The sequence below is a fragment of the Pectobacterium jejuense genome, from assembly GCF_026800125.1.
Taxonomy (GTDB): Bacteria; Pseudomonadota; Gammaproteobacteria; order Enterobacterales; family Enterobacteriaceae; genus Pectobacterium; species Pectobacterium jejuense.
This window is the reverse complement of sequence record NZ_JAPQKX010000017.1, coordinates 1-13,918: the sequence shown is the minus strand read 5'-3', so window position 1 is coordinate 13,918 and position 13,918 is coordinate 1. Positions and strand designations below refer to the sequence as shown.

Here is a 13,918-nt window from a genome sequence, read left to right as displayed (position 1 = left end):
ACGGCATCAGGGTTACCTCATATTCCCGTCGTAAAATATTACTGCTGCAACAAAATTGCTTAGACTGAAAACTATTACATAATCATTAACAATATAACGCGATAGCATAAATTATCGCGAAACAATATTTTTGCCCCTTCCCTATATCCACTATTGTCACTTCCATGTTGTCAGCCTGATATACCCGTCCTATTTCAAGCGGCATGTACGCGGTTCAAAACGATAACGTTTTTTCCTGCAAGTCGAATTATTTAAGTTATTAATCAGTCACATCCGTCATGATTTTATCTGATACTTTCGAGCATTAGGGAGTGATAAGAATGTCAATACGTCGTCTGGGGTTATCTGTTGCTACGGCAGCACTGTTGTTTTCTGGTGTGGCCTCGGCGGCTACCGAATTATTAAACGTGTCTTACGATCCGACGCGTGAGTTATATCAGCAATACAATGCGGCGTTTATTAAGCATTGGAAAGCGACCACGGGTGAAGATATCTCCATCAAAAACTCTCACGGTGGTTCTGGCAAGCAGGCTCGCTCGGTGATTGACGGCTTGCAGGCTGACGTGGTGACGCTGGCGCTGGCTGGTGACATTGATGCCTTAAACCTGAATCAACAGCTGATCGACCCTAAATGGCAGGCACGTTTGCCTGACAACAGCACACCTTACACCTCCACCATCGTTTTTCTGGTACGCAAAGGTAATCCGAAGCAAATCAAAGACTGGAACGATCTGGTGAAACCGGGCGTTGAAGTGATCACGCCAAACCCGAAAACCTCTGGCGGTGCGCGTTGGAACTTCCTGGCAGCGTGGGCTTATGCCAAAGCGCAACCGGGCGGCAATGATGAAACCGCACTGAAATTTGTCACTGAGCTGTATCGCCATGCGCCAGTACTGGATACCGGTGCGCGTGGGGCAACCATCAGCTTTGTGCAACGTCAGCTAGGCGATGTGCTGCTGGCGTGGGAAAACGAAGCCTACCTGTCTCTGCAAGAGCAGGGCGGCGATCAGCTTGAGATCGTGACACCGTCTCTGTCGATTCTGGCTGAACCGCCGGTTGCCGTTGTCGACAAAGTCGTTGAGCGTAAGGGAACACAGAAACAGGCTGAAGCCTATCTGCAATACCTCTACAGCGATGAAGCGCAGCGCATCATCGGTAAAAATTTCTACCGTCCACGTAATGCCAAGATCGCTGAAGAGTTTAAAGATCAGTTTGCACCGGTGAATCTGGTGACGATTGATAAGGATTTCGGCGGCTGGAAAGCGGCACAGGACAAATTCTTTAACGACGGCGGTGTGTTCGACGCCATCTTTAAAGAGATTAATAAGTAAGTTTTTAATGTCTGACGAATTAAGGCCGCTATCACCCTAGCGGCTTTTTTCAGGTTAAGAAGGCAGAGGACCTGCCGCCTTAACCTTTCTGTCAGGTAGCGCGCGTCGGCAAGCAGTTGTTGGCTGGGTAGTGAGTATGAAAATTAAAGGCACGGTATGTCACAACGTTCTTCCTCAGTGATTCCCGGTTTCGGGCTAACGTTAGGGTTTAGCCTGAGCTATTTAGGATTAATTGTCCTCATTCCGTTGGCGGGGATGTTTTTGTATGCCAGCCAACTAACGTTTGGTCAGTTTTGGGATCTGATCACCAGCCGTCAGGTGCTTTTCTCCCTGCGGCTTTCGTTTGGTACGGCGCTGGCTGCGGCGTTTATTAACGGCATTCTCGGGACGCTGCTGGCCTGGGTACTTGTGCGGTATACCTTTCCCGGCCGCAAAGTGATCGATGCCATGATCGATATGCCTTTTGCGCTGCCAACCGCCGTGGCGGGGATTGCGCTGACGGCGTTGTATGCGCCGAATGGCCTGATTGGCTCGCTGTTTCCGTTCAAAATTGCCTACACCGGTATTGGCATCACGCTGGCGCTCATTTTCGTCACGCTGCCTTTCGTGGTCAGAACGCTGCAACCGGTGCTCGCTGATATTCCCAAAGAAGTGGAAGAAGCCGCCGCCTGCCTTGGCGCGCGCCCGCTTCAGGTTTTCCGCCATGTCTTGCTGCCTGCATTGTTACCGGCGTGGCTGACGGGCTTTGCACTGGCCTTTGCCCGTGGCGTTGGAGAATACGGTTCCGTGGTGTTTATCGCGGGGAATATTCCGTTTAAAACCGAAATCCTGCCTCTGCTGATCGTCTCCAAGCTGGATCAGTATGACTACAAGGGAGCAACCGGGATCGGCGTATTCATGCTGCTGGTTTCTTTCATTATGCTGCTGCTGATTAACGTGTTGCAGCGCCGCATTCAACCGAAACTGTAAGGGCCGGTCTTCATGGAACAGGTTATTTCCACTCAGGCCAACGCGGCTAAAAGAAAAAAACAGCCCGCCGCCTATTACATTCTGGTTTCACTCGCGTGGGTCGTCTTTTTCCTGATTCTGGTGCTGCCGCTGATGATGGTTGTCACTCAGGGGCTGGATAAAGGTGTCGGCGCATTTTGGGACGCGATCACCGAGCCGGATGCGATTTCTGCGCTCAAGCTGACGCTGCTTGCGACTGTCATTTCTGTACCGCTAAACGTGGTATTCGGGCTGGCGACGGCGTGGTGCGTGACGAAATTTGAATTTCGTGGCAAGAGCTTTCTGCTGGCGCTGATCGACTTGCCATTTTCCGTTTCCCCTGTGGTTGCGGGGCTGGTGTATGTGCTGCTGTTTGGGGCGCAAAGCAAGATCTATCCCTTCCTGCTTGAACACGATCTGCAAATTGTTTACGCGGTGCCGGGCATCGTGCTGGCTACAATTTTCGTCACGCTGCCTTATGTTGCCCGTGAGCTGATTCCGCTGATGGAAGAGCAGGGCTCGCAGGAAGAAGAAGCGGCGCGGCTACTGGGGGCGAATGGCTGGCAAATGTTCTGGCACATCACGCTGCCGAATGTGAAGTGGGCGCTGATCTACGGCGTGGTGCTGTGTACTGCGCGTGCGATGGGGGAATTTGGTGCCGTTTCCGTCATTTCCGGCCATATCCGCGGCCTGACGAACACGCTGCCGTTGCACATCGAAATTCTTTATAACGAGTACAACATCGTTGCGGCTTTCAGCGTGGCGATCCTGCTGCTAATTATGTCACTGGTCGTGCTGCTGCTGCGCCAGTGGAGTGAAAGCCGATTGACGAAGCAAATAGAGAAACAACAGGAGTTGGCCAAAAATGAGCATTGAGATTCGCAATATTAATAAACAATTTGGCCAGTTCCGGGCGCTGAACGAGATTAATTTGTCGATCCACAGCGGTGAGCTGGTGGCGCTGCTGGGGCCATCGGGCTGTGGTAAGACGACGCTGCTGCGTATTATCGCCGGGCTGGAACAGCCGGATAGCGGTAGCATTATTTTCCACGGCCAGGATGTGTCCGTTCACGATGTGCGTAAACGCAACGTAGGGTTTGTATTCCAGCACTACGCGCTGTTCCGCCACATGACGGTGTTCGATAACGTGGCGTTTGGGTTGCGAATGAAGCCGAAAAATATCCGCCCGTCGAAGAGTGACATTGAAAAGAAAGTACATGAATTACTGAATCTGGTGCAGTTGGACTGGCTGGGAGATCGCTATCCTGAACAGCTTTCCGGCGGCCAGCGCCAGCGTATTGCTTTGGCACGTGCGCTGATTGTCGAGCCAAGCATTCTGTTGCTAGATGAGCCCTTTGGCGCGCTGGATGCCAAGGTTCGTAAAGAGCTGCGCCGCTGGCTGTCTCAGTTGCATGAAGATATCGATCTGACATCGGTGTTTGTGACGCACGATCAGGAAGAAGCGATGGAAGTCGCCGATCGCATCGTGCTGATGAATAAAGGTGTGATTGAGCAAATCGGCACTCCAGCTGAGGTTTATAACAACCCAGCTAGCGAGTTTGTTTACCATTTCCTTGGCGACAGTAACCGGTTGAAAGTGGCACAGACGGAAGAGACGATTCTATTCCGTCCTCATGAAGTGTCGTTATCCGTTCAGGCGCAGGAAGGCTATCAGGCAGTGACAGTGCGAGATATTCGCCCACTCGGTGCCTTGACGCGCCTGTCGTTGAAGCTGGGTGAGCAGTCGGAGCTGATTGAAGCGGAAGTCGCAAAGGATGATGTAAGTCTGCACGGGCTACAGAAAGGCGATGTGATTCAGTTCAAACCTAAACGTTATAGCCACGATTGGGAAATCTGATCGGCAGAGCATCGAAATAAAAAACCCGCGAATCCGCGGGTTTTTTGCTTTTGTCGTTAATACTAGCCGGGTGGCAAGGATTAGCGATAAGCGGGGTTAGAGGCAACAGAATAGCGACCGCTACCGACCAGCATGATGATAATGCCCGCGAAGAAATAGAGTGCTTCTAATTCCAGCGCCCAGGCACCCACGTTAGTCAGCGTGAAGAATTTACCTGTGCCAACCATCAGCGTAGCCACAACCAGCGTCAGCGCGGCAATCAGGCCGGAAACGCGGGTAAATACGCCCAGAATAATCAGAATCGGGGCAACAACTTCGCCGATATAAACGCCATAAGCGATAAAACCTGGCAGGCCTGCGCCTTGCAGCATCTGTACGATCCAACCTACACCGTGCTCAATTTTTGCTACGCCATGAAACAGCAGCAGGATACCCACGGTTAAACGCAGTAAAAGTTTACCTGCATCAGGATGATCGGTTAAACGCGTGAACCACTGATTCAACTGAGCAATCATAATAGACAACCTCATAAGTGAGCAAAAAATGCTTATTGGTAATGTTTGTTGGCAATGCTTTGTATAGGGCGGCAGTGTCGTCGATTTAGGGGTTGAATAGAAAACCAATAAATTTGATATTTTCTGTCAAAAAATTACGTGAACATCGTAAACGCAGATAAGCATAGCACCGCAATTGCGGCGGTCTAATGATGGATGGGCGTTTTAACCCCCATCATGTCGTTGATGTTTGAGAGGAGGGAATGGCAGCGCAGAACATCACGCTGCCGTATCGGCTACCTTGTGCTTCAGTAGTCAATCGAATAAGTCAGAGCAAACGAGCGGCCTTGCGCTGGCAGACTGGAGAGCTTGCCATAGGTGGCTTCGGCCTGTTGGCTGTAGACGGTTTTATAGTCACGATTAGCTAGATTGTAGATGCCAAAGCCGACTTGGCCGCCCAGCAACGGAGCGTGAGCGATGAGGTCGAACACGGTATAGCCTGAAATCTTTGCTGCTGGTGTGGAGCGAATGCTTGAGCTGACAGTAGCGTATTTAGCATCATTATAAGCGCGGTCGGTTCCGCCGACGGTCAGGGATTGCAGACGTACTCCGTATCCATTGGCGAATGTCCAGTCGCTGTATAATGTGGCTTTCAGCGGTGAGACACGGAACGCATTCAGTTCGCGCCATTCGCCAGCGGCGTCTTTATATTCGCCTCGTGTATAGGCAAGCGTGCCGCCAATGTTCCAGCTTTCGGACAGCGGGTATTGCAGGTTGCCTTCCATGCCCCAAATACGTTCGTCGGTATCGGCTACTGACACGCTATAGTCACGGTTGAACTGCACCACCTTATCGGACGTGTTGTAGAACGCGGTAACGCCAGCATTCAGGCCGCGGTTATCCCTCATGCGCCAACCAAGTTCATAGTTGTTGACCTTGATGGAGTCGATACTGTCGCCGTTAATGGTGAAGGTCGCCGGTACGTCGCGCAACATGCGCTGTGTGTCGGGCAGGCTGAAGCCTTGGGAAAAGTTGGTGAATAACTGATGGGTATCGGTCAACTGGAACACCAGCCCCAGGTTATACAACGTTTCCCCATGCTTCACTTGACCACCTTCGAGCTGCCTGGCCTGATAGCCGGCTACCCTGTCCGCAGTGATGGCCTCGCTGTAGGGCGTTGAGGTGGAAATCTTGTTGCGGATGGTCTCGTGGCGCAGACCTGCCTGCAGGTTAAGGCGTTTAGTCAGCGCATAGTCCGATTGCAGGAATAGACCGGTTTTGTCCACCTTAACATCTGGCCCCATGGCGTAACGGTTTTCGGCTTGATAACGCAAGCCGTTACTGGCGATGAAGGTGTTGAGACCGTAGGATTGCCCACTCTGGCTGTCTTTTTCCTGTTCGTAGTCAAGACCATAGGTTAACTGTAGATCGCGTCCTGCCAGGCTCATGTTTTTTTGCAATGCGGTACGCACTCCCCAGACATCAATATCCGTATTGGATTGCATTGCCACATATGTGCTGCCGCCAGGCAGCGCTGAGTGCGTTACTGCGGAGACAGAAGGGAACCAGCGTGATTGTTCTTTGCGATAATAGGCTTCAGCCGTCAACTGCTGGCCGCCCAGTATGTCTCGATTCTGGTATTGGGTATTGAAGCCGTAATGCCGGGTGCGGGGCTGGTCGTCAAGCTGTAACCCTTGGATGCCCTTGAGGCTGGGCTGAAAAGTCGCCGGAGTGAACAGCGCGGCCAGTCCGGGGCCATAATCGGGGCCGTAGTCGCTGTCTTGCTCATCATTGTAATACCTGAATGCGCCGCTCAACTGCTGGTTGTCATCCAGATTCCAGGTCAGCCGGCTATTAAAATCGAGACTGGTTGTGTCCTGGCGATCGGTTTGGGCGATTTCCGGCCCGATCCGATTCCCGTGGGCATCGCGCATGTCCCCTTGCGCGGTATAGTTCAGCCCGGCAAAGCCGCTGATGTTATCGTTATGGAAAGAGGCGGTTTGCGTACCGCTGTAGGCCATACCTGATTTAGACGGCTTATCTGCGCTTTTCAAGCCAAATTGGCTGCTGAAAGCATAAGGTTCATCATCGGCATTACGGGTGATGATATTGATAATACCGCCCGTAGCGCCTGCACCGTAGAGGCTTGTGGCGCCAGATACGACTTCGACACGTTCGATCATTGTCGGTGAGATGCTGTTGAGCTGCCGCGAACCGTCACGCGAGCCAGTCAGTGGTACGCCGTCGATCATGACCTGTACCGTGCGCCCGCGCATGGTCATACCGTAGTTACTGGTGGTGCCGGAGGCGGTAGCCAGGCCAGGCACCAACTGACCGAGAATATCAGCGGTAGACCTGCCTGCTGAGGATTGTCTGGCGATATCTTCGCGTTCGATGCTGTAAACCGTTCCGGCGATGTCGGCAATGTTTTTCACCGAGCGGGCCGCCGTTACCGTCATGATATCGGTGTCCTGCGTCTGGCTGCGAGTTTGCTGCACGGGGGGCTCGGTCTGTGCATACACCTGAGCGCTGATGGCCAGACTCAAGAAGGTTACCCGCGCGGGGGGCGCAAGATATCGCATAATGTCTCCTGAATAACTGAATGATAAGGGTTAAATGGTTTTGGTCAGATGTTGTCTGATGAGCGGTTGGCACAGCAGAACGCTAAGCAGCGACAGCACGCCGAGCAGCAGATAATAAGCGCCATAGCCGAGCCCTGCGGCGAGAAAGCCGGAAAGTGAACCGCCAAGGAAAAACACCAGAAGTTCAAAGCACACCAGTACAGTGAAGTCGGTGCCTGCCTGTCGACGGGAGCACAGGCGCATGAACAGCGCATAAAGACTGGTCATCGCCATGTAGCGGATCGCTAGCATGACGATGACTAGCGTGCCGAGCCAAAATCCTGAAGTCATGGCTGAGCCGCTGTAGATCAGCACGGCGAGCAGCAGGTAGACGCCACTGCGCAACCAGCCAGCACGAACCAGCAGTATGTCGGACGAGTAACGTTTGAGCGCCCACGCGGTGATGATGGCGCTCAGCAACCCGACCCCCGCCCCAGCCACTGACATCAAAAGGCCGATTTCCACCAGTGTCCATTGCTGATCGACCAGCAGCGGATTAAGCATTGCCATGGCGGGGGCTTCAACCAGTCGGTAAAGCAGAATGAGCAGTAAAGCCCAACGTATTTCACGACGCTTGAACGTATTAGCGAAACTCGGGCGTTCGGATGCTGGGGATACTTGAGGACGTTCATTAATCCAGGTGACGGCGATCATGGTCAGCGCCGTCAATACCGCCAGAGACAGCAAGGCGCTGCGCCAGCTGTACCACTGATACAGCAACAGGATGCCTGCTCCGCCGATCATGCTGCCCAGCGCCACGCCGATGCTTTGCGCCATGCTGCCAAGGCGATGATCTGACTCTGCCAGTGACTCCACCGTATAGCCGTCGATGGCGATATCCTGCGTTGCAGCCCAAGTTGAGATCCATAACCCAATCAGTACGAATGGGAGCAAGCCGTAATCCAATTCGGTGAACGCCAGAACCAATACACCGCCTGCCAGTGCGATTTGCGTCAGCCATAGCCAGGTGCGACGACGCCCCAGCACGGGCAGATAATAACGGTCAATTAACGGTGCCCAGATAAATTTGCAGGCCCAAGGCAGATAAAGCAGTGAAAGCATGCCTATCCAGCGCAGATCCACCCCCTGGCTACGCAGAATGCTCGGCAGAGCGACGTTGTAGAAATACAACGGCAGGGCATGCGCTAAATAGAGAATCACGATCGCCGTTAGTCCTAATCGGCTGATCGGTGCGAACTCACTCGTTCGTTTCATCATTCACCCATGCCCATCATGCGTTCAGCAATCCAGTGATAGCCACTGGACTTCTCAATAGTGACGAAGTACGGCACGCCCCAGGTTCGGTGCAGTGCGGGGGCATCCAGACGAGCTTGTTCGGATGTGTCACGGGCAATGCGCACCAGACCACGGCAGTAGCGCTGAAACGCGGGTTTGTGCTGGCGATACCAGAATGCCTGAATGGATCGGTAATCGGGGGCGAACTCGGTGTGCGCGAGTGTTCTGGCGATGAAGAAAAAGGGTTGTTTCGATTCGAGAAGATGCTCTATGCACGCCAGCCATTCGCGTATTTCCTCAGTGCTGACGTTTTCCTGAAACACCGCGTCGACCAGCGCGGTTTGCGTGACACGTAAAACCATGTGTTGTTACCCTTGAAATGAAAAACGTCACAGACCTTAGACAGTCGATTGCCGTCATGTTACAAATGAGAATACTTCTAATTCAAATCGTTCGCTTAGGCTAAAAAAAGAAAAAGTTAGGCGCGACGATATTTATTCAGGTACGTTTCATGCGTGTATTCACCTGCGATCAATTAAGTCAGGCAGCCAGTGAACAGGGAGGAAAACTGCATTTCGGCCAGGAGTTGCCGAGCGACCAGCCGGTGTTGGCTGGCTGGCAGCGGATTCAGTCCTTGGGTAATGGTCTGGTGCTGTATCTGAGTCAGAGTGAAGACCTGATCGACGCTTTTAGTCAGAATTTGCTGTCACCGGGTATTACTGCCGCGTTTCTGCTTCAGGGACAAGCGGATGTGAGTCTGGCAGGTCAGCGTCTGCGTTTCGACGCCCATTCCGCCCGCCAGCGCGCAATGCTGGTTAATCTGACGGATAGCGATCAGTTTCAGCGTCATTGGCAGGCAGGCCGACGGGAAACCAAGATCTGCCTGAGTTTCAGCCCAATTTGGTTCGAACGGTTTGCCAACGATAGTGGTCTGTGCAGCAGTAGCTTGCTGCAGTTCAGGCGTGCGCACTGGCAAAGCCTGTCCTGGCAACCCGCTCCGGATGTCCTGCAACGTGCTTGCCGATTGGCTTTCGACGATCGGTCTCCGGTTTCGCTTATCCAGCGTTTGCAATGCGAGAGTTTCGCACTGGATCTAGCGACGGACATTTTACGAAGTATTGATGCATCGCCCCAGCAAAAGCGTTTTGGTGCTCATCTTGAATGCTGTTTGGTACGCTTGAAGGACTGGTTGGATAGCGGCGAAGCCGATCGCCTGAGTATCGGCCAGATGGCTAAGGCGTTGGGGACTAATCCGGTTGATTTGCAGAATGGTTTTCGCACCCGTAACGGTATCACTATTGCTGCCTACCTGCGTAAGCATCGGCTGGAACGCGCCTATCAGGCGCTCCACCGACATGCCGTGTCTGTGGATGAAGCTGCTGTGTTGGCGTGCTATGAACATGTCAGTAGTTTCAGCGCCGCGTTTAAGAAGCAGTATGGATTCCCGCCTTCACAGGTCAGATAGGGTAGGGGGCAACCATCATCAGGTTGGGCAGCTCTCTATCTTCAATTTTTTTCATTTTTATTTCGATAATAAATAAAAACAGGCGAGTCTTGCAGACTGACGTTACGTGCGTCTTGCATATTCGGGTTAGCGCAGACGATATAGTCTCGTTTGCAAAACAGATGCAACAGATAATATTGGGTTGATTTACTTCAGAGAGAATTCACTTTGCGGAAGTGGTGGGTCGTGCAGGATGACTCGGCCTTTGGCCTCGCCCCTTCGGGGTCAACGCTGGCGCGTTGCTGTCTCGCTTCGCTCGGCTCGAGCCTGAACGCAGGTTCTCACCTACACGACACGTGCAACATATAGCATTTTTGGGATTTACTTCAGATGGGGAATCACTTTGCGGAAGTGGTGGGTCGTGCAGGATTCGAACCTGCGACCAATTGATTAAAAGTCAACTGCTCTACCGACTGAGCTAACGACCCGCAGAAGTGGTGGGTGATGACGGGATCGAACCGCCGACCCCCTCCTTGTAAGGGAGGTGCTCTCCCAGCTGAGCTAATCACCCACTTCTGAACTACATTTACTTCAACTTCTAATAAGAAGACCAGCTGGTATGAGATTGGTGGGTGATGACGGGATCGAACCGCCGACCCCCTCCTTGTAAGGGAGGTGCTCTCCCAGCTGAGCTAATCACCCAATCTCAAATCTTCTTACTCTACACAGCGAGACACTTTTCACTAAAACGTCGTAAAGAGTGGTGGGTGATGACGGGATCGAACCGCCGACCCCCTCCTTGTAAGGGAGGTGCTCTCCCAGCTGAGCTAATCACCCCCGCTGTGTGGAGTCGCATTATAGGGATCCTTGAATGTGAGTCAACGCTTTTTAAAACTAAAATGATTGTTCGTTGCAAAATTAGTCAAGACGTCGTATTTATCGCCGTTGGTGCTGCATCCTTGCGCAATTCAGCCTGTTATCTTGCTATCGCTAGCAGAATAAAAGCATGTGCGGCATGTTACGGCGTTGAGGAATCGAAGCAGAGTGATAGAATGTTGCCCACTTTTGTTCTCTGAGCTTATGTCGGTCTATGCCGACAGCCGTTGCGTAATAAGGCTGTAATCCCAAATGAAAATCAAAACCCGTTTCGCCCCTAGTCCTACTGGCTATCTCCACGTCGGCGGCGCTCGTACCGCACTGTATTCTTGGCTGTTCGCCCGTCATCATGACGGCGAGTTCGTGCTGCGTATTGAAGATACCGATCTGGAGCGTTCAACTCAGGACGCGATTGATGCCATTATGGATGGTATGAACTGGCTGAGCCTGAACTGGGATGAAGGCCCGTACTACCAGACTAAACGTTTTGACCGTTACAACGCAGTAATCGATCAGATGCTGGAAAACGGTACGGCCTATAAGTGCTACTGTTCAAAAGAGCGTCTGGAAGCGCTGCGTGAGCAGCAGATGGAAAATGGTGATAAGCCACGTTACGACGGCTGTTGCCGTGGCTCTCACGAACATCATGCTGATAATGAGCCACATGTCGTGCGTTTCCTCAACCCGCAGGAAGGCTCAGTCATCTTCAATGACCGCATTCGCGGGCCGATCGAATTCAGCAATCAGGAACTCGATGACCTGATTATCCGTCGTACTGACGGTTCACCGACCTACAATTTCTGTGTCGTTATCGATGACTGGGATATGGAAATCACGCACGTTATCCGTGGTGAAGACCATATCAACAACACGCCGCGCCAGATCAACATCCTGAAAGCGCTGGGCGCACCGGTGCCGGAATATGCGCATGTGTCGATGATTCTGGGCGACGACGGTAAGAAATTGTCCAAGCGTCACGGCGCTGTGGGTGTAATGCAATACCGCGATGACGGCTATCTGCCGGAAGCTCTGCTGAACTATCTGGTGCGTTTAGGCTGGTCGTCTGGCGATCAGGAAATCTTCTCTATAGATGAGATGAAATCGCTGTTCTCGCTGGATGCCGTCAACAAATCGGCGAGCGCTTTCAATACTGAGAAGCTGCAATGGTTGAACCATCACTATATTAACCATTTACCCGCAGAATACGTGGCGACGCATCTGTCATGGCATATCGAGCAGGCTGGAATTGATACCCGCACCGGACCGCAGCTGAGCGAACTGGTTGGCTTGCTGGGCGAGCGTTGTAAGACGCTGAAAGAAATGGCGGACTCTTGCCGTTATTTCTATGAAGATTTTGCTGAGTTTGACGTTGATGCAGCGAAGAAACACCTGCGTCCGGTTGCTCGTCAGCCGCTTGAGCTGGTACGTGAGAAGCTGGCAGCGATTACCGATTGGACGCCGGAGAATATCCATCACGCCATTCAGGGCACGGCGGACGAGTTGGGTCAAGGCATGGGTAAAGTCGGTATGCCGCTGCGCGTTGCGGTAACCGGCGCGGGTCAGTCTCCGGGCGTTGACGTGACTGTGCATGCGATTGGTCAACAGCGTTCGCTGGCGCGTATTGATAAAGCGTTGGCGTTCATTGCTGAGCGTGAAGCGCAGCAGTAATCCTTATTGCATGAATACACAAGAAGCCCCGGCCAAATGCTGGGGCTTTTTATTTATGACTTAGGGGATTATTGACCGGCGATAGCAACCGCTTTACCGATGGCATCGGGGATCACGTCGCCGTGCCCTTTACCGGGGAATAGAATAAAGTCGGCTTTTATGCCTTGTTCGTTGAGCTGTGCGACCAGCGCTGTTGCTCTTTCCACCATTTTTCTTTGGCTGAGACGCTCTGCCCGCTTTTCATCAACAGGTTTACCCGGCTGCGTTTTGGCTGGCTCATCCTCATTTGCTCCTGCCGTGACCGTAATTGATGGCGGCGGAGTCGCGAGCAGCGGCGTTCTTGCCGGAATCACAACGCCATTTCCCCACCAGATAGACGGGCTTGCAGCAACATAGCGCTGGAAAGATTCGGTGTGGTTAAAAAGCGTATAGAGCGTAAACAGACCGCCGAAAGAGTGCCCGGCCAGCGTTTGATTTTGCTTATTCACGGCGTAGTTCGCTTCAACCCAGGGTTTTACCTTGGACTGTAGGAATTGGTAAAACGCCTCAGCTTCGCCGCCTGCAGCAAAATCTGGGTCGGTGAGCGTTGTCGGCGGCGTGTAGTCACGTGTTCTGGCGGGAACGTCGTAAGGCTTATCGATCGGATAACCGACGGCAACAATCAGCGGCGCCGCACCATTTTTTGCGTTATAGCGGTTTACGGCAACGGGAAACTGAGCGTTGCCATCCAGCATGTACAGAACCGGATAGCCACCTTCAGGCGCGGGTTGGCGGGGAAGCGCGATGAAAAGCCGATAGGCATGCTGTGCATCGCTTTTCATCTCAACTTGTCTGATCTCAAATTGAGCTTTTGCTTGTTCGGTCATATCAGGAATAGTGGGTTGTGCTCGAACAGGCAACAGGCCAGAAGCAGATACCATCAGAGAAAATACAATCATAGGAACATAGCGCATGTGATGGGGCTTATATAGGAGGCAGAAGTGTAACGTGAAGTGATGATAATAAATCGCGTTATCGTTAGCAGCTTTTTATTGTGCTTATGATGAGATGACATCGAAATTGCCGCCTGTTTTTTCTTACCTTTGGCGTCTTTTTCAGCGGTTGATCGGATAACCGGATTTAGCCGTTGACACTGCGAATCGGGTTTCATATTATGCGACGCGTTCGCACAGTACTTGCCTTTACGGTGATGCTGTAAGATACGGGGCTATAGCTCAGCTGGGAGAGCGCTTGCATGGCATGCAAGAGGTCAGCGGTTCGATCCCGCTTAGCTCCACCAAACACTCCCTCTGTTTGGTTGATTATCACGAACATTCCACACGTTGTGGGGCTATAGCTCAGCTGGGAGAGCGCTTGCATGGCATGCAAGAGGTCAGCGGTTCGATCCCGCTTAGCTCCACCAA

General features: G+C 52.5%; 11 protein-coding genes, 6 tRNA genes and 1 other RNA gene. 8 read left to right on the top strand and 10 right to left on the bottom strand.

The genetic code is table 11. The features are described 5' to 3' along the window. The first annotated feature begins 326 nt into the window (after positions 1 to 326). The 4 genes from NXT09_RS21200 (at position 327) to NXT09_RS21185 (ending at position 4,176) form a co-directional block, all read left to right on the top strand. Complete coding sequence (locus tag NXT09_RS21200; RefSeq protein WP_370690984.1) at positions 327 to 1,331, top strand: sulfate ABC transporter substrate-binding protein; 1,005 nt, start codon at positions 327 to 329, stop codon at positions 1,329 to 1,331. A 156-nt stretch (positions 1,332 to 1,487) separates the two neighbouring features. Further along, positions 1,488 to 2,300 (top strand): sulfate ABC transporter permease subunit CysT, encoded by an 813-nt coding sequence (gene cysT / locus NXT09_RS21195; RefSeq protein WP_010280704.1) that lies wholly within the window; start codon positions 1,488 to 1,490, stop codon positions 2,298 to 2,300. A gap of 12 nt (positions 2,301 to 2,312) precedes the next feature. Further along, positions 2,313 to 3,194, top strand: a complete 882-nt coding sequence (gene cysW, locus NXT09_RS21190) for a sulfate ABC transporter permease subunit CysW (protein WP_010280501.1) — start codon at positions 2,313 to 2,315, stop codon at positions 3,192 to 3,194. Continuing rightward, positions 3,184 to 4,176 carry a sulfate/molybdate ABC transporter ATP-binding protein gene (locus NXT09_RS21185; RefSeq protein WP_010280499.1) on the top strand — a complete coding sequence of 331 codons (993 nt, stop codon included), beginning with the start codon at positions 3,184 to 3,186 and terminating at the stop codon, positions 4,174 to 4,176. Before cysW ends, NXT09_RS21185 begins: the two co-directional genes overlap by 11 nt. A gap of 80 nt (positions 4,177 to 4,256) precedes the next feature. On the opposite strand, the gene NXT09_RS21180 is transcribed toward NXT09_RS21185, so the two are convergent. The 4 genes from NXT09_RS21180 to NXT09_RS21165 all read right to left on the bottom strand — a co-directional run bounded on the left by NXT09_RS21180 (position 4,257) and on the right by NXT09_RS21165 (position 8,889). Next, positions 4,257 to 4,691, bottom strand: coding sequence for a DoxX family protein (locus NXT09_RS21180; protein WP_174876733.1), 435 nt, complete (start codon positions 4,689 to 4,691; stop codon positions 4,257 to 4,259). Positions 4,692 to 4,978: 287 nt separating this feature from the next. Then, positions 4,979 to 7,252: a TonB-dependent receptor gene (locus tag NXT09_RS21175; RefSeq protein WP_268581082.1), complete on the bottom strand. Its 2,274-nt coding sequence runs from the start codon at positions 7,250 to 7,252 to the stop codon at positions 4,979 to 4,981. A 30-nt stretch (positions 7,253 to 7,282) separates the two neighbouring features. Next, the gene (locus NXT09_RS21170) at positions 7,283 to 8,509 is read right to left on the bottom strand and encodes an MFS transporter (RefSeq protein ID WP_268581081.1); all 1,227 of its coding nucleotides are present in this window, start codon (positions 8,507 to 8,509) and stop codon (positions 7,283 to 7,285) included. Then, positions 8,506 to 8,889 (bottom strand): hypothetical protein, encoded by a 384-nt coding sequence (locus NXT09_RS21165; protein WP_268581080.1) that lies wholly within the window; start codon positions 8,887 to 8,889, stop codon positions 8,506 to 8,508. Before NXT09_RS21165 ends, NXT09_RS21170 begins: the two co-directional genes overlap by 4 nt. Before the next feature lie 149 nt (positions 8,890 to 9,038). Between NXT09_RS21165 and NXT09_RS21160 the strand changes: the two genes are divergently transcribed. Further along, positions 9,039 to 9,992, top strand: coding sequence for a helix-turn-helix transcriptional regulator (locus tag NXT09_RS21160; RefSeq protein WP_268581079.1), 954 nt, complete (start codon positions 9,039 to 9,041; stop codon positions 9,990 to 9,992). A 216-nt stretch (positions 9,993 to 10,208) separates the two neighbouring features. On the opposite strand, the gene NXT09_RS21155 is transcribed toward NXT09_RS21160, so the two are convergent. From NXT09_RS21155 to NXT09_RS21135, 5 genes are all read right to left on the bottom strand, one after another. Next, positions 10,209 to 10,336: non-coding RNA, RtT sRNA (locus NXT09_RS21155), on the bottom strand. A 47-nt stretch (positions 10,337 to 10,383) separates the two neighbouring features. After that, positions 10,384 to 10,459, bottom strand: a tRNA-Lys gene (locus tag NXT09_RS21150). A 7-nt stretch (positions 10,460 to 10,466) separates the two neighbouring features. Further along, positions 10,467 to 10,542: transfer RNA gene (locus tag NXT09_RS21145), tRNA-Val, on the bottom strand. A 55-nt stretch (positions 10,543 to 10,597) separates the two neighbouring features. Further along, a tRNA-Val gene (locus NXT09_RS21140) sits at positions 10,598 to 10,673 on the bottom strand. A gap of 59 nt (positions 10,674 to 10,732) precedes the next feature. Beyond that, positions 10,733 to 10,808: transfer RNA gene (locus NXT09_RS21135), tRNA-Val, on the bottom strand. A 291-nt stretch (positions 10,809 to 11,099) separates the two neighbouring features. Between NXT09_RS21135 and gltX the strand changes: the two genes are divergently transcribed. Beyond that, positions 11,100 to 12,515 (top strand): glutamate--tRNA ligase, encoded by a 1,416-nt coding sequence (gene gltX, locus NXT09_RS21130; protein ID WP_268581078.1) that lies wholly within the window; start codon positions 11,100 to 11,102, stop codon positions 12,513 to 12,515. 68 nt (positions 12,516 to 12,583) lie between these two features. On the opposite strand, the gene NXT09_RS21125 is transcribed toward gltX, so the two are convergent. Beyond that, on the bottom strand, positions 12,584 to 13,453 hold the full coding sequence (locus NXT09_RS21125; RefSeq protein ID WP_268581077.1) for an alpha/beta hydrolase: 870 nt from the start codon (positions 13,451 to 13,453) through the stop codon (positions 12,584 to 12,586). Positions 13,454 to 13,718: 265 nt separating this feature from the next. On the opposite strand from NXT09_RS21125, the gene NXT09_RS21120 reads away from it, so the two are divergent. Next, positions 13,719 to 13,794, top strand: a tRNA-Ala gene (locus NXT09_RS21120). Positions 13,795 to 13,841: 47 nt separating this feature from the next. Beyond that, positions 13,842 to 13,917, top strand: a tRNA-Ala gene (locus tag NXT09_RS21115). Position 13,918: the final 1 nt, after the last annotated feature.

Coding starts and splice junctions, on each gene's coding strand:
- NXT09_RS21160 (WP_268581079.1), top strand. CDS start 9,039: ATGCGTGTATTCACCTGCGATCAATTAAGTCAGGCAGCCAGTGAACAG.
- NXT09_RS21165 (WP_268581080.1), bottom strand. CDS start 8,889: ATGGTTTTACGTGTCACGCAAACCGCGCTGGTCGACGCGGTGTTTCAG.
- cysW (WP_010280501.1), top strand. CDS start 2,313: ATGGAACAGGTTATTTCCACTCAGGCCAACGCGGCTAAAAGAAAAAAA.
- NXT09_RS21180 (WP_174876733.1), bottom strand. CDS start 4,691: ATGATTGCTCAGTTGAATCAGTGGTTCACGCGTTTAACCGATCATCCT.
- cysT (WP_010280704.1), top strand. CDS start 1,488: ATGTCACAACGTTCTTCCTCAGTGATTCCCGGTTTCGGGCTAACGTTA.
- NXT09_RS21185 (WP_010280499.1), top strand. CDS start 3,184: ATGAGCATTGAGATTCGCAATATTAATAAACAATTTGGCCAGTTCCGG.
- NXT09_RS21175 (WP_268581082.1), bottom strand. CDS start 7,252: ATGCGATATCTTGCGCCCCCCGCGCGGGTAACCTTCTTGAGTCTGGCC.
- gltX (WP_268581078.1), top strand. CDS start 11,100: ATGAAAATCAAAACCCGTTTCGCCCCTAGTCCTACTGGCTATCTCCAC.
- NXT09_RS21170 (WP_268581081.1), bottom strand. CDS start 8,509: ATGATGAAACGAACGAGTGAGTTCGCACCGATCAGCCGATTAGGACTA.
- NXT09_RS21125 (WP_268581077.1), bottom strand. CDS start 13,453: ATGATTGTATTTTCTCTGATGGTATCTGCTTCTGGCCTGTTGCCTGTT.